The sequence below is a fragment of the Sphingomonas sp. TZW2008 genome (assembly GCF_002117915.1).
Taxonomy (GTDB): Bacteria; Pseudomonadota; Alphaproteobacteria; order Sphingomonadales; family Sphingomonadaceae; genus Sphingomonas.
This window is the reverse complement of record NZ_BDJB01000001.1, coordinates 114,245-131,426: the sequence shown is the minus strand read 5'-3', so window position 1 is coordinate 131,426 and position 17,182 is coordinate 114,245. Positions and strand designations below refer to the sequence as shown.

Annotated in this window: 16 protein-coding genes; 12 read left to right on the top strand and 4 right to left on the bottom strand. The window is 68.7% G+C overall.

Going from position 1 to position 17,182, the window contains the following annotated elements; genetic code table 11:
* The first annotated feature begins 26 nt into the window (after positions 1-26).
* The 11 genes from flgG to B7L05_RS00555 all read left to right on the top strand — a co-directional run bounded on the left by flgG (position 27) and on the right by B7L05_RS00555 (position 11,864).
* Positions 27-815, top strand: a complete 789-nt coding sequence (gene flgG, locus B7L05_RS00605) for a flagellar basal-body rod protein FlgG (RefSeq protein ID WP_085808274.1) — start codon at positions 27-29, stop codon at positions 813-815.
* Positions 816-827: 12 nt separating this feature from the next.
* Positions 828-1,565: a flagellar basal body L-ring protein FlgH gene (locus B7L05_RS00600; RefSeq protein ID WP_085808273.1), complete on the top strand. Its 738-nt coding sequence runs from the start codon at positions 828-830 to the stop codon at positions 1,563-1,565.
* Positions 1,566-1,618: 53 nt separating this feature from the next.
* A complete protein-coding gene (locus tag B7L05_RS00595; protein WP_085808414.1) occupies positions 1,619-2,713 on the top strand; it encodes a flagellar basal body P-ring protein FlgI in 1,095 nt (364 codons plus the stop codon).
* Complete coding sequence (locus B7L05_RS00590) at positions 2,710-3,114, top strand: rod-binding protein (protein ID WP_256926544.1); 405 nt, start codon at positions 2,710-2,712, stop codon at positions 3,112-3,114. Before B7L05_RS00595 ends, B7L05_RS00590 begins: the two co-directional genes overlap by 4 nt.
* Positions 3,111-4,445 carry a flagellar hook-associated protein FlgK gene (gene flgK / locus B7L05_RS00585; RefSeq protein WP_085808272.1) on the top strand — a complete coding sequence of 445 codons (1,335 nt, stop codon included), beginning with the start codon at positions 3,111-3,113 and terminating at the stop codon, positions 4,443-4,445. The genes B7L05_RS00590 and flgK overlap by 4 nt, the downstream gene beginning before the upstream one ends.
* Positions 4,445-5,332 (top strand): flagellar hook-associated protein FlgL, encoded by an 888-nt coding sequence (gene flgL / locus B7L05_RS00580; protein ID WP_085808271.1) that lies wholly within the window; start codon positions 4,445-4,447, stop codon positions 5,330-5,332. Before flgK ends, flgL begins: the two co-directional genes overlap by 1 nt.
* Positions 5,333-5,449: 117 nt before the next feature.
* Positions 5,450-6,313 (top strand): flagellar motor stator protein MotA, encoded by an 864-nt coding sequence (motA, locus tag B7L05_RS00575; RefSeq protein WP_085808270.1) that lies wholly within the window; start codon positions 5,450-5,452, stop codon positions 6,311-6,313.
* Positions 6,314-7,219 carry a flagellar motor protein MotB gene (locus B7L05_RS00570; protein WP_085808269.1) on the top strand — a complete coding sequence of 302 codons (906 nt, stop codon included), beginning with the start codon at positions 6,314-6,316 and terminating at the stop codon, positions 7,217-7,219.
* A gap of 124 nt (positions 7,220-7,343) precedes the next feature.
* A complete protein-coding gene (locus B7L05_RS00565; protein WP_085808268.1) occupies positions 7,344-8,807 on the top strand; it encodes a TolC family protein in 1,464 nt (487 codons plus the stop codon).
* Positions 8,804-10,531 carry a type I secretion system permease/ATPase gene (locus B7L05_RS00560; protein WP_085808267.1) on the top strand — a complete coding sequence of 576 codons (1,728 nt, stop codon included), beginning with the start codon at positions 8,804-8,806 and terminating at the stop codon, positions 10,529-10,531. Before B7L05_RS00565 ends, B7L05_RS00560 begins: the two co-directional genes overlap by 4 nt.
* Before the next feature lie 4 nt (positions 10,532-10,535).
* Positions 10,536-11,864, top strand: a complete 1,329-nt coding sequence (locus B7L05_RS00555; RefSeq protein WP_085808266.1) for an HlyD family type I secretion periplasmic adaptor subunit — start codon at positions 10,536-10,538, stop codon at positions 11,862-11,864.
* 135 nt (positions 11,865-11,999) lie between these two features.
* Here B7L05_RS00555 and B7L05_RS00550 read toward each other — a convergent pair whose 3' ends face one another.
* From B7L05_RS00550 to B7L05_RS00535, 4 genes are read right to left on the bottom strand one after another with little or no spacing between them, the layout of a single operon-like run.
* Entirely contained in the window at positions 12,000-13,001 is a 1,002-nt protein-coding gene (locus B7L05_RS00550) for an isoaspartyl peptidase/L-asparaginase family protein (RefSeq protein WP_085808265.1), read from the bottom strand.
* 11 nt (positions 13,002-13,012) lie between these two features.
* A complete protein-coding gene (locus B7L05_RS00545; protein ID WP_085808264.1) occupies positions 13,013-14,182 on the bottom strand; it encodes an acyltransferase family protein in 1,170 nt (389 codons plus the stop codon).
* Between the two features lie 11 nt (positions 14,183-14,193).
* Entirely contained in the window at positions 14,194-15,381 is a 1,188-nt protein-coding gene (locus B7L05_RS00540; RefSeq protein WP_085808263.1) for an acyltransferase family protein, read from the bottom strand.
* Positions 15,382-15,424: 43 nt separating this feature from the next.
* Entirely contained in the window at positions 15,425-15,946 is a 522-nt protein-coding gene (locus B7L05_RS00535; protein ID WP_085808262.1) for a DUF1993 family protein, read from the bottom strand.
* A gap of 69 nt (positions 15,947-16,015) precedes the next feature.
* On the opposite strand from B7L05_RS00535, the gene ispG reads away from it, so the two are divergent.
* Complete coding sequence (ispG, locus tag B7L05_RS00530; RefSeq protein ID WP_085808261.1) at positions 16,016-17,140, top strand: flavodoxin-dependent (E)-4-hydroxy-3-methylbut-2-enyl-diphosphate synthase; 1,125 nt, start codon at positions 16,016-16,018, stop codon at positions 17,138-17,140.
* The last annotated feature ends 42 nt before the right edge of the window (positions 17,141-17,182 follow it).

Sequence of the window (17,182 nt, the reverse complement as noted above, 5' to 3'; positions counted from 1 at the left end):
CGCGATAGAATAAGGACGATAGAGACATGACCACTGCCGCCATGCACATTGCGCGCACCGGGCTCGACGCCCAGGATACGCGCATGCGGGTGATCTCGAACAACCTCGCGAACGTCAACACCACCGGGTACAAGCGCGACCGCGCGGCGTTCGAGACGCTGAGCTACCAGGTGATCACCGCACCCGGCGCGCAGTCGACGCAGGAGACGAAGTACGCCACCGGGCTGAATCTCGGCACCGGCGTGCGCGTGCAGGGCACCGCGCGAATCGATACGCAAGGGTCGCTCAACACCACCGGCAACAGCCTCGACATGGCGCTCGACGGCGACGGCATGTTCCAGGTGCAGCTGCCGGGCGGGCAGCTCGGCTACACGCGCGCGGGCAACTTCTCTCGCTCGCCCGAGGGTCTCCTGATCACGTCGGAGGGGTATCAGGTGATGCCGGGGATCACGATTCCCGAGAACGCCACTTCGATCACCGTCGGCACCGACGGCACCGTCTCGGCGACGATCCCCGGCCAGAACGAGGCGCAGAACCTCGGCCAGGTGCAGGTGGCGAGCTTCCCCAATACCGCGGGGCTGCAGTCGATCGGCGACAATTACCTCGTCGAAACCGCGTCGTCGGGCGCCGCCAATCTCGGCGTGCCGGGCGAGGACGGGCGCGGCAAGATCCGCCAGGGCATGCTGGAGGCGTCCAACGTCAACGTCGTCGAAGAGCTTGTCGACATGATCGAGACGCAGAGGGCGTACGAGGTCAATTCCAAGATGATCTCGGCGACCGACGACATGCTCAAATACGTCAACCAGAACATCTAAAGGGCGACGACGATGGCATCACGCGCCCCCAATCCGTTCGCCGCGCACTGGATCGAGCTCGCGCTCGGCGCCGCCACCGCGGCGCTCGTCGCCGCGGCGTTCGTGCCCGCGCCCGCCGAAGCCGGGCTGTTCGGCAAGAAGAAGCCGGCGGAGGATTTCACCGCGGTGCGCCTCGCCCCCGTTGCGGCGCCGCCGCTGGCCGCCCCCGCGCCCGCAAGCGGCGCGATCTTCCAGGCAGCGGACGGCTATGCCGCGCTGCACGAGGGCTGGCGCGCACGGCGCGTCGGCGATCCGCTGACGATCGTGCTGGTCGAGCGGACGGCGGCGTCGAAATCGTCGACGTCGAAGCTCGATTCAGGTGGCGGCTTCGGCATCACGCCACCGACGACGGGCGCGCTCAACCTCTTCAACCGCTCCGACGCGAGCATCAGCGGCGATCGCAATTTCAACGGTGTCGGCACCGCGGGCCAGGCCAATTCGCTGTCGGGCGAAGTGTCGGTCACGGTGGCGCAGGTGTTCCCCAACGGCACGATGCTCGTCCAGGGGCAGAAGCGCGTCACGCTCAACCGCGGCGACGAATTCGTCCAGATCAAGGGCATCGTCCGCACCGCCGACGTCGATCGCGACAACCGCGTGCTCTCGACTCGCGTTGCCGACGCGCAGATCGCCTATACCGGCAAGGGCGACGTCGCGCGTGCCGGCCGCCAGGGCTGGCTCAGCCGCTTCTTCCAGGTGGTGAGCCCGTTCTGATGCCTCTTAGCCGCCCGTTAACCATGCCGACTGCACGGTCCCGCCCCATGACGATGCTTCGCCTCCTCCTCGCCTGCCTCGCCGCATCGCTGATCGCGGCGCCCGCCACGGCCGATCGGATCAAGGATCTCGGCGGCTTCCAGGGCATCCGCTCGAACCAGCTGACCGGCTACGGCGTCGTCGTCGGCCTGCCGGGCACGGGGGACGACAATCTCGAATATACCGTCCAGTCGATGAAGGCGGTCGCCTCGCGTTTCGGGCTGCAGCTGCCGCCGAATGCCAATCCGGGGCTCAAGAACGCCGCAGTGGTGATGATCACCGCCGAGCTGCCCGCGTTCGCCAAGCCGGGGCAGCGGATCGACATCACCGTCTCGTCGATGGGCAAGGCGAAGAGCTTGCGCGGCGGCAGCCTAATCATGGCGCCGCTGCTCGGCGCGGACGGGCAGGTCTATGCGATGGCGCAGGGCAACCTCGCCGTCGGCGGGCTCGGCGCGGAGGGCAAGGACGGCTCGCAGATCGTCGTCAACACCCCCTCCACCGGCCGCATCCCGGAAGGCGCGACGGTGGAGCGCGCGGTGGCGACCGGCTTCGCCGACACGCCGACGCTGACCTTCAACCTGCAACGCGCCGATTTCACCACCGCGCAGAACGTCGCCGGCGCGATCAATCAGCGGCTGGGCTTCGGCACCGCGCAGGCGATCGACGCCGTGTCGGTCGCGGTCCGTGCACCAATGGGCGCAGACGTACGCGCGACGCTGATGTCGACGATCGAGAATCTCGACGTCACCTCGGCCGAGCCGCCCGCCAAGGTGATCGTCAACGCGCGCTCGGGCACCGTGGTCATCAATTCGGCGGTGCGCGTCGGCCCGGCGGCGGTGACGCACGGCAAGCTGACGGTGCGGATCGACGAGAATCAGCGCATCAGCCAGCCAGCGCCGTTCAGTCAGGGGCAGACCGCGACCGAGCAGAAATCGGGCGTCGCGGTCGACGAGGAGCATCGCCCGATGTTCCTGCTCGCCCCCGGTCCGAAGCTCGCCGACATCGTCAAGGCGGTGAACGCCATCGGCGCCTCGCCGGCCGATCTGGTCGCGATCCTCGAGGCGCTGAAGGAGGCCGGCGCGCTCAAGGCCGAGCTGATCGTCCTGTGACGCAGATCACGCCCCCGCCCGTCGGCACCATATCCGGCGCGACCGGAATCGATACCGGGCTGAAGCGCGCGCAGACGCGTGAAAATCTCGCAGCGGCCGGGCAGCAGTTCGAATCGGTGTTCACCGCGATGATGCTGAAGTCGATGCGCGCCGCGAAGCTTGCCGACCCGCTGTTCGACAGCCAAGCGATCGACACCTTCCGCGATATGCAGGATCAGAAGCTGGTCCAGCAGATGGCGGAGCACACACCGCTTGGGATCGGCAAGGCGATGACCGACTTCCTGTCGCGTGGCCTTTCGGCAACGGCGGCGGATAAACCGACGGACCAGACCAACGATGCGTCCGCTTCGGCCGAAGCGAAACCCGATCTTAACCAGCGATCGGCGATGCCGCCGGCGTGAGCGACCTTCTTTCCATCGGCGCATCGGGCGTCCGCGCGAATCAGGCCGCGCTGTCCGTGGTGTCGGAGAACATCGCGAACGGCGGGGTCGAGGGCTATTCGCGCCGCACGATCACGACGAAGGAAGTCGTCTCGGTCACCGCGTCCGGCGCGACCAGCGGCCACGGCGTGTTCGTCACCGGCGTCAGCCGCGCGGCGGACATGTTCAAGGCCGCCTCCGTCCGCGCATCGGGCGCCGATCTGGCGCGTACCGAAGCGGGCGGGGTGTGGCTCGATCGCATCCAAACCGCGCTCACCGGCGCCGATCTCGACACCCGCCTCACCGCCTTCTTCACGGCGGCCAAAGGCGTCGCCGCCGATCCTACCGCCACCGCGCCGCGCGCCGCGATGCTCGAGCAGGCGCGCGCCGTAGCCGGCGCGTTCACCTCGACCGGCGCCGCGCTCGCCAACGCGACGGGCGAGCTCGACGCGACGGCGGATCAGGCGGTCGCCGATCTCAATGGGCTCTCGGCCGCGCTTGCGAAGATCAATGACGGGCTGGGCCGCGTCGGCGCGGGCAGTGCGGCGGCGGCCAATCTCGCCGATCAGCGCGACGCGATCCTCGAGAAGATGAGCGGGCTGGTCGACGTCAGCGCGACGATCGACGGCTTCGGTCGCGCCAGCGTGCGTGCGGGCGGCGGCAACGGCGTCGCGCTCGTCAGCGGCAACCAGGTGTCGGCCGTGAGCTATGCGCGCAACGCCGCGGGCGCGGTGGTCTTCGCGGTGCAGTCGGGCAAGGATACGTCGGTGCTGACGCCGGGCGGCGGAGCGCTCGGTGGCGTTGTCGACGGCGCGCAGCGGATCGCAGATGCACGCAGTGCGCTCGGCGATCTTGCGACCACCTTTGTCGACACGGTCAACGAGACGCAGGCTGGCGGGCGGACGCTTGACGGCACCGCCGGCAGCGCGATGTTCACCGTTGGCGCCGCGCCGACCGACATCACGATGACGCTCGACGATCCGCGCGGCATCGCCGCGGCGAGCGTCGGCGAAGGTACCCGCGGCAACGGCAACCTCGCCAAACTCGAGGCGCTGCGAAGCTCGACAGGCGTCGAAGGCGGGCTGACCGCGCTGGTCAGCGGCAACGCCGCCGCGATCCAGACGCGCCGCACCATCGCCGCGGCGCAGACCGCGATCCACGACGGCGCGATCGCCGCGCGCGACGCGGTATCGGGTGTCGATCTCGATTCGGAAGCTGTCGACCTGCTGCGCTTCCAGCAAGCCTATCAGGCATCGAGCCGCGTCATCTCGATCGCGCGCGAGACGTTGCAGACCCTGCTGGATATCCGCTGATGAGCGTCAACCTTTCCACCAGCCTGTTCTACGATCGCTCGACGAGCACGATGCAGGCGCTCCAGTCGAAGTTCGATACGTTCAACGAGCAGATTTCGACCGGCAAGAAGCTGCTGAAGCCGTCCGACGATTCGGTCGGCTACCAGCGGTTGCAGGGTATCCAGCGCGCCAACGCCGACGGCGTGCAGGACGCGGCCAACGTCAAGCTCGCGCAGTCGACGCTGCAGCAGGCGGGCACCACGCTGACGCAGATGACCGATCGGCTGCAACGCGCCGCCGAACTCGTCGTGCAGGCGAAGAGCGGCACCAATTCGGCGAGCGCCAAGGCGGCGATCGCGACCGAGCTCGACGGTATCCTCCAGTCGGTCGTCTCGCTCGCCAATGCCAAGGACGCGCGCGGCATGCCACTGTTCGGCGGCAAGGACGACGGTGCGGCGGCGACGCGGAATGGCGATGGCCTGACCTTCGCGATCGGCAAGGCGCCGGCGATGCCGCTAGGCGACGGGCAGAGCGTCGAGGCGACCGTCAATGCCAAGGATTTCCTCGCCACGCCGACGAGCGACATTGCCGCCGCGCTGACGGCGATCGTCACCGCGCTGCGTGCAGACGAGGAGGTGCCCGAGGGTGCGTCCGACACGCTCGATACGGTCGCCGACCAGGTGATCGGGACGCAAGCCTCGCTCGGCGCGCGCGCGGCGCGCGTCGATCTGTTCGCCGCGCAGCTGAAGAGCGCGGCGGACGACCGCGAGGTCGCCCGCTCGGGCATCGAGGATGCCGATCCGACCGAGACGATCGTCGAGCTGCAGAAGACGATGACGATCCTCCAGGCGACGCAGGCGAGCTTCTCCAAGCTCTCCAGCCTGTCGCTGTTCGATTACCTGCGCTGATCCGCCGCGCGCGCGCGCCGGCGCCGCCAAGCGATAGAAAAACCTCCGCCCGGTAACCTCTTGGCTACCATGTCGGGTTAACCATCAGCGCGAATTGCTCCTGTCCCGGGGAAACACATGTTCGCCGCCATCGGCCTCGTCGTCCTCATTGCCATGGTGTTCGGTGGCTTCGCCATTACTGGCGGCGCGCTCGGCCCCGTGCTGCACGCGCTGCCGCACGAGATGCTGATCATCGGCGGCGCCGCGGCGGGCGCGCTGATCATCGGCAATTCGGGCAAGGAGCTGAAGGCGATGGGCGGCGGCCTCGCCAAGGTGTTCAAGGGGCCGAAGTACAAGAAGCAGGATTATCTCGACGTCATCTTCCTCGTCAGCAAGCTGATGAAGATGCTGCGGATGGACGGGCCGATCGCGCTCGAGCCGCACGTCGAGGATCCCAAATCCTCCGCGGTCTTCGCCGAATATCCGCGGCTCCTCGCCGATCACACGCTGGTCGCCCTCATCGCCGACACGCTGCGCCTCGTCGTCGTCTCGTCGGGCACGCTCGACGTGCACGCGGTCGAGGACGTGATGGATAATGCGATCAAGACCCACCACCACGAGGTGGAAGGGCCGCACACGACGCTCTCGTCGCTCGCTGACGCACTTCCCGCGCTCGGCATCGTCGCCGCGGTGCTCGGCGTGGTGAAGACGATGGGCTCGATCGACAAGCCGCCCTCAGTCCTCGGCGGCATGATCGGATCGGCGCTGGTCGGCACGTTCCTCGGCGTGCTGCTCGCCTACGGTATCGTCAGCCCGCTCGCCTCGCGGCTGAAGCAGGTGATCGATGCCGATGCGGCGATCTATCACGTGGTGAAGCAGATCATCATCGCCTCGCTCCACGGCCACCCGCAGCCGCTCGTCATCGAAGCGGCGCGCTCGGGCATCGCGCACACCAACCAGCCTGGCTTCGCCGAGGTGTTCGACGGCCTCAGGGGCAAGTAAATGGCCGCGCGCGCGCCCCACGGGAACAACCAGCCGCCCAAGATCATCGTCAAGAAGATCTATATCGAGGGGCATGGCGGGCACCATGGCGGCGCCTGGAAGGTCGCCTACGCCGATTTCGTGACCGCGATGATGGCGTTCTTCCTCCTCATGTGGCTGCTCGGCGCGACATCGGAGAAGCAGCGCAAGGGCATTGCGGACTATTTCGCGCCGACCGTCCTCAACACCAAATCGCTCGGCATCGGCGGCAGCGGGCTGCTCGGCGGCGAATCGGTCACCTCGCAGATGAAGACCGGGCCGCACGACGGCAATTCGCGCATGCCGACGATCGTCTCCAAGGTCGACGGCGCTGGCGGCAAGGATATCGGCACCGGGCGCAAGGGATCGCTGCGCAGCCCGGACGCGGTCGCGGCGGAGGACCGCAAGAATTTCGCCAAGCTGAAGCAGCAGGTCGAGCAGCAGCTCAAGGAGCGCAAGAGCCTCGCCGCGCTGGCCAAGCACATCCGCTTCACCATGACGCCGCAGGGCATGCGGATCGATCTGGTCGACGATGCCGATTATTCGATGTTCGCACTCGGCACGACCGCGCTGGAAAGCGACGCGTCCCAGCTGATCGGCATGGTCGCGGACGGGATCAAGGCGACGCAGAACCCGATCATGATCCGCGGCCATACCGACAGCCTGCCATTCGGCGATCCGCGCGCGATGAACAATTGGATGCTCGCCACCAGCCGCGCCGAGGCGACGCGCCGCCGGCTGCTGCTCGGCGGCATTCCCGAGGGCCGCTTCCACCGCATCGAAGGCGTCGCCGATCGCGAACCGATGATCGAGAAGGATCCGATGGATCCGCGCAACCGCCGCGTCGCGATTACCCTGCTCTACCGCGCCGGTGTGTTCGGCCAGTAACGCTCCGCCGGCTTTTATTTAACAAGCGGTCACAATACTTGGCGAACGCTTCCCCGCACGATAGAGGCGCGATCTTGTCCCGGGGGGGATAGATGGTTCGCGTGGTGTTTTTCAGGAGCAGGATGTGATCGGCGCGTCGGCGATGGGCCTGGCGCTGGCTGCGCTCGTGCTTGGTGAACAGGCCGTGCCACCCATGGCGGGCGCTCCCGCGCCAGCGATGCCCGCGCCTGCCGCCCCGCCCGCTCCTTCCCCCACCACCCCGCTGCTGCCGACGCACAGCGGCAATCCGATGGGGGTGAGCGCCGCGTCCGACCCGCTGCTCGCGCTGACGCGGACGACCGCGCCGGTCGAGTTGCTGCAGCGCATCGTCATCGAATCGATCGCCCGTGCGCCTGAGGCGGACGAAGCGAGCGCGACGCGCGACGAGGCCAGCGCCGCGCTGGGCGAAGCACGCGCGGTGCGCCGTCCCACCGTCGACGTCACCATCACCAGCTACAAGGTGCTGTCGCGCAACTTCGGCAACAACGTCGAGAACATCATCGAGGAATCGCGCCCCGGTCGGCGTACCGATCAGCTGCTGTCGGTCGATCAGCTGCTTCTCGACGGGGGTAGCGCGGACGCGCGGATCGGCGCCGCGCGCGAGCGGCTGCGCGCGGCGGAGACCGACATCCTTGGCGCACAGGATCGCGTTGCGCTGCAGACGCTGGCGGCGTGGTACGACGTTTTCACCTATCGCTCGCTCGTCGCGCTATCGACCGCGTTCGCCGCCAGCCAGCGCGAGCTGCGCGTCATGGTGCAGGAACGCATCCGACGCGGTGTGTCGGCGGAGGCCGACATCGCGCGGGTCGACAGCTACATCGCTTCCGCCGATGCGCGATTGGCACGCTTCCGCCGGCTGGAGGCGCAGGCCGCAGCGCGCTTCCAGTCGCTCGCCGGCACGCCGCCACCCGCCGGGCTGGCACGAGCGCCGTTCATCGGCCAGGCGGGGATCAGCCGCGACCTCGCCGTCGCCCGCGCAACGGACGTGCCGGCGGTGCGCTCCGCCCGTGCGCTGGCGGAAGGTGCGCGCAACGATGCCAAGGCGGCGCATGCCGATCGCCTGCCGACGCTGTCCGCCGGGCTCGATACCGGGCGCTACGGCATCTACGAGACGCCGCGCGACTATGACGTGCGCGCGCGGCTGACGCTGCGCCAGCGCCTGTGGGGCGGGATCGAGGAGCGCGACCAGCAGGCGCAGGCCCGTGCCCGCGCGACCGAGGCGCGCGCGAACCGCGTGTCGATCGAGGCAGCACGCGACGCGGAGATCGCCTGGTCCGACGTCCAGGCGCTCGAGGAACAGCGCGTCGCGCTGGAGGCGACGTATCTCGCCAGCCGCCGCTCGCGCGATACGATCGCCGAACGCTTTCGCGTCTCGTCGGGCACGCTGTTCGACGTGATCGGCGCAGAGGACAGCTATTTCGAGACCGCGGTCGGCTATCTCCAGTCGGTTACCGAGCTCGACGCGTCACGCTACGTGCTACTGTCGAAGACCGGCCAGTTGCTCCCCACACTCGGCATCACCGATCCAGTCCAAGGACGCCCGCAATGAGCGACCATACGCTCGTCCCCGATCCCAAGAAGCGTTTCGCGCCGTGGCTGCTCGAGCCGATGCTCGAAAACAAGCCGACGTATTTCAAGGTCGCGGCCGCGGCGGTGCTGATCAACATCTTTGCGCTCGTCACCTCGCTGTTCTCGATGGTGATCTACGATCGCGTGATCCCCAACAACGCGATGTCGAGCCTCGTCGCACTGTCGATCGGCTTCACGATCGTCATCGTGTTCGATTTCGTGCTGAAGATGTTGCGCTCCTATTTCGTCGACATCGCGGGCGCGGACATAGACCAACAGGTTGGCGAGCGCGTTTTCGCCAAGCTGCTCGCGATCCGGCTCGATCAGAAGCGCGGATCGACGGGCGCGCTTGCCGGGCTGATGCGCGAACTGGAGGCGCTGCGCGATTTCTTCGCATCGGCCACGATGTCGGCATTGGTCGACCTACCGTTCCTGATCCTCACCGTCGCGGTGATCTGGGCGATCGGCGGCAAGGTGGTGATCGTGCTGCTGGTGATCATTCCGGTCGTGCTGCTGACTGCCTGGGCGACCAACCCCGCGCTCGAGCGGCTGACCGCGCGGACGTTGCGTGAGGGGCTGTCGAAACAGTCGGTGCTGGTCGAGACGATCGGCGGGCTGGAGACGGTGAAGGCGTCCGGCGCGGGGCCGATGCTGTCGCGGCGCTGGATCGATGCGGTGCGCCAGCAATCCGATTCGTCGCTGCGCCAGCGGCTGATCTCGACCATCGCGATCACCGTCGCGGGATCGGCGAGCACGATCAGCTACGCCGGCGTCGTGATCGTCGGCGTCAACCTAATTGCCGAGCGCGAGCTGACGTCGGGCGGCCTCATCGCCTGCTCGCTGCTCGCCGGGCGCGCGATCGCGCCGCTGGCGACGATCTCGCAGCTGCTCGCGCGGCTCTCCGCCACGCGCACCGCCTATCGCCAGATCAACGCGATGATGGTGCAGCCGAGCGAGGGCCCGACGGGCGAGCCGCTGCGCCTCGCCACGCTCGCCGGCAAGATCGAGTTCCGCAACGTCAGCTTCCGCTATCCCGGCGCGAGCGAGCCCGCGCTGCACGGCGTGTCGTTCACGATCCAACCGGGCGAGCGCGTCGCGCTGCTCGGCCGCGTCGGATCGGGCAAGTCGACCGTGACGCGGCTGATCCTCGGCCTTTATCCCCCCGCCGACGGGCTGGTTATGGTCGACGGCACCGACGTGCGGCAGATCGATCCCGCCACGCTGCGCGCGCAGATGGGCGTTGCGATGCAGGATAGCGTGCTGATGACGGGCAGCGTGCGCGAGAACATCTCGCTCGGCCGCCCAGGCGTCGACGATGCCGAGATGCTGCGCGTCGCTGACCTGTCGGGCACGCACCAGTTCATGGGGCAGATCGCCAATGGCTACGATCTGAAGCTCGCCGATCGCGGCGAGGGGCTGTCGGGCGGCCAGCGCCAGTCGATCGCGATCGCTCGCGCGCTCGCCGGCCGGCCGCAGATGCTCGTGTTCGACGAGCCCAGCGCCAGCATGGACACGCAGACCGAGCAGAGCCTGATCGATCGGCTGCAGAGCGAGGTGCAGGGCCGCACCATGGTGCTCGTCACGCACCGCCCGCCGCTACTCCAGCTCGTCCAGCGCATCATCGTGATGGAGCGCGGCCGCGTCATCATGGACGGTCCGCGCGACCAGGTGATGCAGCAGCTTACGCGACCCAAGGTGGCCTGATCCGATGTCCGAACTCGCAACCCAGCCCGCGCCGCACACGCATCTCGAGGATCTCGCCGCGCGCGTGAAGCCGCGCCAGGCGTCGAGCCTGCTGCTGTGGGCGATCGTCGCCTTCTTCGTGATCTTCGTCGTCTGGGCGTCGTGGGCAACGCTCGACCGCACCGTGCGCGGCTCGGGCCGCGTCATCGCCAGCTCGCAGCTGCAGACAGTGTCGAACCTCGAAGGCGGGGTGGTGAAGGAGATACTGGTGCGTACCGGGCAGCTGGTGCGCGCGGGGCAGCCGATCGTCCGGCTCGACCCCACCGCCACCGGCGGCGAGCTCGGCTCGGGCGAGGCGCAGACCGCCGCACTGCTCGTCAAGATCGCCCGGCTCAAGGCCGAGGTCCTCGGGCGCGAGCCGATCTATCCCGCCGCGACCAATCCGGTGATCGCCGAGCAGATCGAGATCGAGCGCGCGCTGCACACGGCCAGGATGCAGGAACTCGCCGGGATCACCGGCGCGTACGGCGCGCGCGGCGTGCAGGCGAACCGCGCGGTCAACGAGGCGCGCTCCGCGCTCGAGGCGCGCCGCAGCGCGAGCGAGGCGCGCGCCTACGAACTCGAGACGATCAAGCCGCTGGTCGACAAGGGCATCGAGCCGCGCCTGACGCTCAACCAGGCGAGCAGCGCCGCCGCCGTGGCGGCGAGCGAGGCCGCGCAGGCATCGGCGGCGCTCGCCCGGTCGCAGGCGGCGGTATCGGAAGCCGGCGCCAGCCTTGCGCAGGCGCGGCAGGACTGGCGTGCGCGCGCGGCCGACGAACTCGCCAAGGCGCAGGCCGAACTGTCGGCACGGGCCTCGACGATGCCGGCGCTCGCCGCGCGGCTCGAGCGCACCACCGTCCGCGCGCCGCTCGCGGGGCGGATCAACCGCGTCATCGTCACCACCGTCGGCGCCGCGGTCGCCCCCGGCGCGCCGATCGCCGAGATTTCGCCGAGCCGCGACACGCTGCTGGTCGAGGCGCGCGTGCGCCCGGAAGACATCGCGCGCGTGCGCACCGGGCAGCACGCGCGGATCAATATCACCGCCTACGACAGCTCGGTCTACGGCTGGATCGACGGCAAGGTCGAATCGATCTCACCCGACGCGATCGTCGATGAGAAGGCGCAGGCGAGCTACTATAACGTCTTCGTGCGCACCGACACCAAAGGGCTGCTCGATCGCCGTACGGGCAAACTGCTGCCGATCGGCACGGGCATGACGGCGGAGATCAATTTGCTCGGCGATCCGCGCACGGTGATGCAGTATATCCTGACGCCGATCACGCGCCTATCGGAACGCGCCTTCCGCGAGTGATAAGCGGGCAGGCAGCGGCCGCGGACGCTGCCTGCCGCCCACTTGCTTGCTCGCCCGCGGGATAGGGCGGGCGCCACTCGCACGGCGCGTTGCTCCCCCGCTCCGCCGCGCAACGGCGTGCTTACGTGCCGTTCCTTACGGCTCGTCGCGGTAGATCGCGACGACCGGCTTGCCGCCCGCCGAGATGCGGCCGCGATACATGCCTGGCGTGTTGTAGCTCCATGCAATCGTGCCGTTCGGGCTGTTGACGATCACCCCGCCATCGCCGCCCAGTGCCTTCACCTCGTCCATCACGCGGTCCGCCGCCGCCTGCGGCGCCTCATGCGCGAACCGGATGCGCGCGCAGATCTCGTGCGCGACGCCTTCGCGGATGAAATACTCGCCCGCGCCGGTGGCGGAGACGGCGCAGGCGCGATCGTCGGCATAGGTGCCGGCGCCGATCACCGGCGCGTCGCCGATCCGGCCCCAGCGCTTGCCGGTGATCCCGCCGGTTGAGGTGGCGGCGGCGAGATGCCCGCTTGCGTCGCGCGCCACCGCGCCGACGGTGCCGTATTTGCGGTCGACGTCGATCGCCGACAGCTTCTTCGCCTTCAGCGTTTCGAGCTGGCGGCGGCGCTCGGGCGTCGCGAACCACTCAGGGCCGGCCTGTTCGAGCTTCTGCGCGCGCGAGAAGGCGTCGGCCCCGGCGCCCGACAGGAACACGTGGTCGCTCTTCTCCATCACCGCGCGGGCGAGGCTGACGGGGTGGCGCGTCGCGGTGACGCCGGCGACCGCCCCCGCGGCGCGCGTGCGCCCGTCCATGATCGCCGCGTCGAGCTCGTTGCGCCCGTCCCACGTCAGCACCGCGCCGCGCCCAGCGTTGAAATGCGGATCGTCCTCGAGCACCTTGATCGCGGCTTCGACGGCGTCGAGCGCCGCGCCGCCCTTGGCGAGAACTGCCGATCCGGCATCGAGCGCGCGGGTGAGCGCGGCGCGGATCGCCTTGTCCTGCGCTGGGGTGAGCTTGTCGCGCTCGATCACCCCGGCGCCGCCGTGGATGGCGAGCGACCAGCGCGGCGCGGTCTGTGCCGCGGCCGACGAGATGAAGGCGGGCGCGAGCGGGGTGACGAGCAGAGCGGCGAGCAGCAGGCGGCGCATGATAGTCCTTCTCAAACGATGGCGGGGCGGTCGTCGGGGATTGCGGGCGCGCGGCGATGGAGCCGCAGCCCGATCAGCGGGCGCAGCAGCGGCACACGCCGCCCAACTAGGTAGAAAACACTGCATCCCGCGAGCGTCGCTGCGACGAGGATCGCGAACGATGCCGCATCCGGCAGCGCCAACGGCATCAGCCAATAGGCGACGACGACAATGATCGTCTGGTGCGCGATGTAGAAGGGAAACACCGCCTCAGTCAGCATCGGGCGCCAGCGATGGTCGCGGTTCCAGAACGTTTCCGCGACGCCGATCAGCGCGGCGATCGCCATCCAGCCCTCAACGCCGCGCGCCAGGCTGAAGATCGTCCCGAACGGCCGCGGCGTGACGCGATAACCGGCGTAGACGATCGCGACCGCGGCGACGACGCCATAGGCGAACAGCGCGAGGAGCGCGGTCGGCTTCCACCAGCGCGCGAAGGCCGCCAACGTCGCCTCGCTGCCCGCAAGCGCGTAGCCGAAGACGAGCATCGGGAAGTAGCTCGCATGCGCCACCCAGTCGCCCCACAGTTCGTGCGTTTCGCGGGCGCCGGGGAAGAGCACGCCGCTGACGAGCATCAGCCACGCCATCGGCAGCAGCAGCGCACCGATCCCGCCGAACAGGCGATCGAACGCGCCTTGCGCCACGCGGCGCACCGCCGCCGGCGTCATGACGAGCACCAGCGTCCAGCCGAGCGTGTAGACCCACAGATAGCCGACGAACCACAGGTGGTTCCACGTCGGCAGCGCGATGCCGTCGAGTCGTCTGAAACGGAAGTAATCGCCCCACCAGAAGGCTGCGAAGCCGCGTTGGTAGCCGTGCTGCGTAACGAGTTCGACCCACGCCTGCGGCGGCACGATCACCGCGACGCCGAACGCGAGCGGGATCAGCAGCCGCGCGGTCCGGTTGCGCACGAACGTCCACGCCGTCGCGTGGCGCACGAACAGCGCACGGCTGGCATAGCCCGAGACGACGAACAGCAGCGATAGCCGCCACGGGTTCGACAGCATCATCGGCACCGCGACCCACGGCTGCGCGTCGAGCTTGGCGTGGAACGGCCACGGCACGAACACCATGCCGATATGGTAGAGAATCAGGATCGCAAAGGCCCCGATGCGAAGCCAGTCGAGGCCATAGTGCCGCTGCATCGGCGCGGTGCCTAGCAGCTTCCCCCCGCCCCCGATACCATCGCGCGCGGCGACGCGGCGCGGCGCGGGGCAAGCCCGATCAGTGGCGCGAGCCAGGCGATGCGGCGCCCCGCGGCATAGGCGCCCCAGCAAGCGAGCGCCGTCGCGCCGAGCAGAAACACGAAGCCCGCGACCGGCCCAAGCCCCCAGCCGGGCGCAAGCCAGGCGAGCACGACGAGCACCGGATGGTGGACGATATACGCCGGGAACACCGCCTCGGCGAGCCGTGCGCGCCAAGGATGGTCGCGGTTGAGCCGCATGTCGGCGAGGCGAAGCAGCGCGAGGATCACGCCCCACGCCATGCCCAGCCGCGCCGCGCGATCGAGCGCCATCACCGCATGTCCCGGCAGCGTGCTTCCCTGATAGGCGAGCTCCACCCAGGTGACGACGACGGCGCACGCCAGCGCGATGGCGAGCGCGGCGCGCCAGCCGTGCGCGATCGCCTGCCACAGCGCCGGCGTCCCCCCGAGCACGAAGCCGAAGACGAACAGCGGCAGGTACGCCGAATGTCCGGTCCAGTCGCTGAACAGCCCCTGCGTCTCCGGCACGACGAACATCAGCGCAATCTTCATGCCCGCCAGCGCGGCGATCGGCAGCCACACGAGCCGCCGTCCGATCGTCAGCGGCGCGAACCAGCGATCGATCCGCGCGATGCCGACGCGCGCGATCATCGCGGCAAGCACCATCGTATACGCCCACAGGTAGACGACAAACCACATATGTTCCCAGTTCGGGAAAGCGCGGCCGTAGTGGACGAACGGGCTCCAGTAATCGCCCAGCCAGTAGGTCGCGAGGCCCTCCGGATCGCCCGCGAGCCGCACGCGGACCCACAGCTCGGGTGGCAGCAGCACGAGCACCGCGAAGGCGAGTGGGACGAGCAGGCGCATGCTGCGCGCATGGACGAAGCCGGCGAGATCGGGGGTCCGCGACAGCAGCTTACGCGTCGCGAAGCCCGATACGACGAACAGCAGCGGGATGCGCCACGGCGTCAGCAGCGCCATCGGCACGATCAGCGCCGGAAACGTCTCGGGCCATTTCACCACCCACGGCCACGGCGCGAAGACCATCGCGACATGGTAGACGATCAGCAGCGCGAATGCGCCGATCCGCAGCCAGTCGAGGCCATAGTGGCGGGTCGCGGGGGCGGCGAGTTCTGGCACAGCCCCGCGTTAGCGCGAGAACCGTAACGAACTATTGCTGCGATCAGATCGCCATGCGCAATTTGCCAAGGAAGTCGCGCTTGCCCAGCTTTACCCCCTGCGCGCGCAGGATCGCGTAGGCGGTCGTGGCGTGGAAATAGAAATTGGGCTGCGAGAAGGACAGCAGGAACTGCGCGCCGCTGAACGGCATGCGCATTTCGCCCATCGAGAATTGTGTGTCCTTGTCCGCCAGCGCGTCGAATTCGGCGCGGTCGACCGCCTTGAGCGCGGCGATCGCGCCCTGCACCTTGGCGTGGAGCCCGGCGAAATCGGTCGGCCACGGCGTCATGCTGGGCGAGAAGTTGCCGCCGCGCACGCCCTCGATCCCGCCGATCGAATGTTCGGCGACCGATTTGACCTGATAGCCGAACGGCAGCATGTCGGGTGCGAGCCGCGCGTCGATCAGCGCGGCGGGCGCCATGCCCTTCTCGCTGGCGAACGCCTCCGCCTTATCGACGAGGCCGTCGACCGCGCCGAGGATCTGGAGGTTCGACGGTATAACCGCGTCGTACAGCGAAAGCGTCATGATCCTGCCCCTGATTTCGTTTATGTCCGAGAGACGCTATATCGCCGGCAAAGCCGATAGGAAGCCTCCATGTCCCTCCGCCCCTGGCGCGATATCACGCGCCGCCAAAGCCGCCAGATCATGGTCGGCACCGTGCCCGTCGGTGGCGACGCGCCCGTCACGGTGCAGACGATGACCAACACGCCGACGTCCGATCCGCGCGCCACGATCGATCAGATCCGCCGCTGCGAGGATGCCGGCGTCGACATCATCCGCGTCAGCTGCCCCGACGTCGAATCGACCGCGGCGCTGGGCCAGATCGTGCGCGCGGCGCGCGTGCCGATCGTCGCTGACATCCATTTTCACTACAAGCGCGCGCTGGAGGCGGCGGACGCCGGCGCGGCGTGCCTGCGTATCAACCCGGGCAACATCGGATCGGCCGAACGCGTCAACGAAGTGGTCAACGCCGCCAAGGCGAACGGCTGCGCGATCCGTATCGGCGTCAACGCCGGCAGCCTGGAAAAGGACCTGCTCGAGAAATACGGCGAGCCCTGCCCTGAGGCGCTGGTGGAAAGCGCGCTCGACCACATCAAGCTGCTGCAGGACCGCGACTTCCACGACTTCAAGGTGGCGGTGAAGGCGTCCGATCTTTTCCTCGCGGTCGCGGCATACCAGCAGCTCGCCGAGGTGGTCGATTGCCCGCTGCATCTGGGCATCACTGAGGCGGGCGGCTTCGTCGGCGGCACGGTGAAGAGCGCGATCGGGATCGGCTCGCTCCTGTGGTACGGCATCGGCGACACGATCCGCGTCTCGCTGTCGGCCGAGCCCGAGGAGGAAGTGCGCGTCGGGTTCGAGATCCTGAAGGCGCTCGGCATCCGCAACCGCGGCGTGCGCGTGGTGAGCTGCCCGAGCTGCGCACGGCAGGGGTTCGACGTGATCCGCACCGTCCAGGCGCTCGAGGAACGGTTGCAGCATATCCGCACGCCGATGTCGCTCTCCGTGCTCGGCTGCGTCGTCAACGGCCCGGGCGAGGCGCGCGAAACCGACATCGGGATCACCGGCGGCGGCAACGGTAAGCACATGGTGTATCTGTCGGGCGTCACCGACCATCACGTGCAGGACGCCGGGATGATCGATCACATCGTCGGCCTGGTCGAGGCGAAGGCGGCGGAGATCGAGGCGGCGGACGAGGCGCGCAAGGTGGTGGCAGCGTGAAGCGTGCGCATGGAAGTGGTACTTCCATGCGGGTTAGTGGGC

What these genes read in the sequence shown, in the direction of transcription:
- flgG (WP_085808274.1), top strand. Translation starts at nt 27, where the DNA reads ATGACCACTGCCGCCATGCACATTGCGCGCACCGGGCTCGACGCCCAG.
- B7L05_RS00600 (WP_085808273.1), top strand. Translation starts at nt 828, where the DNA reads ATGGCATCACGCGCCCCCAATCCGTTCGCCGCGCACTGGATCGAGCTC.
- B7L05_RS00595 (WP_085808414.1), top strand. Translation starts at nt 1,619, where the DNA reads ATGCTTCGCCTCCTCCTCGCCTGCCTCGCCGCATCGCTGATCGCGGCG.
- flgL (WP_085808271.1), top strand. Translation starts at nt 4,445, where the DNA reads ATGAGCGTCAACCTTTCCACCAGCCTGTTCTACGATCGCTCGACGAGC.
- motA (WP_085808270.1), top strand. Translation starts at nt 5,450, where the DNA reads ATGTTCGCCGCCATCGGCCTCGTCGTCCTCATTGCCATGGTGTTCGGT.
- B7L05_RS00570 (WP_085808269.1), top strand. Translation starts at nt 6,314, where the DNA reads ATGGCCGCGCGCGCGCCCCACGGGAACAACCAGCCGCCCAAGATCATC.
- B7L05_RS00560 (WP_085808267.1), top strand. Translation starts at nt 8,804, where the DNA reads ATGAGCGACCATACGCTCGTCCCCGATCCCAAGAAGCGTTTCGCGCCG.
- B7L05_RS00555 (WP_085808266.1), top strand. Translation starts at nt 10,536, where the DNA reads ATGTCCGAACTCGCAACCCAGCCCGCGCCGCACACGCATCTCGAGGAT.
- B7L05_RS00550 (WP_085808265.1), bottom strand. Translation starts at nt 13,001, where the DNA reads ATGCGCCGCCTGCTGCTCGCCGCTCTGCTCGTCACCCCGCTCGCGCCC.
- B7L05_RS00545 (WP_085808264.1), bottom strand. Translation starts at nt 14,182, where the DNA reads ATGCAGCGGCACTATGGCCTCGACTGGCTTCGCATCGGGGCCTTTGCG.
- B7L05_RS00535 (WP_085808262.1), bottom strand. Translation starts at nt 15,946, where the DNA reads ATGACGCTTTCGCTGTACGACGCGGTTATACCGTCGAACCTCCAGATC.
- ispG (WP_085808261.1), top strand. Translation starts at nt 16,016, where the DNA reads ATGTCCCTCCGCCCCTGGCGCGATATCACGCGCCGCCAAAGCCGCCAG.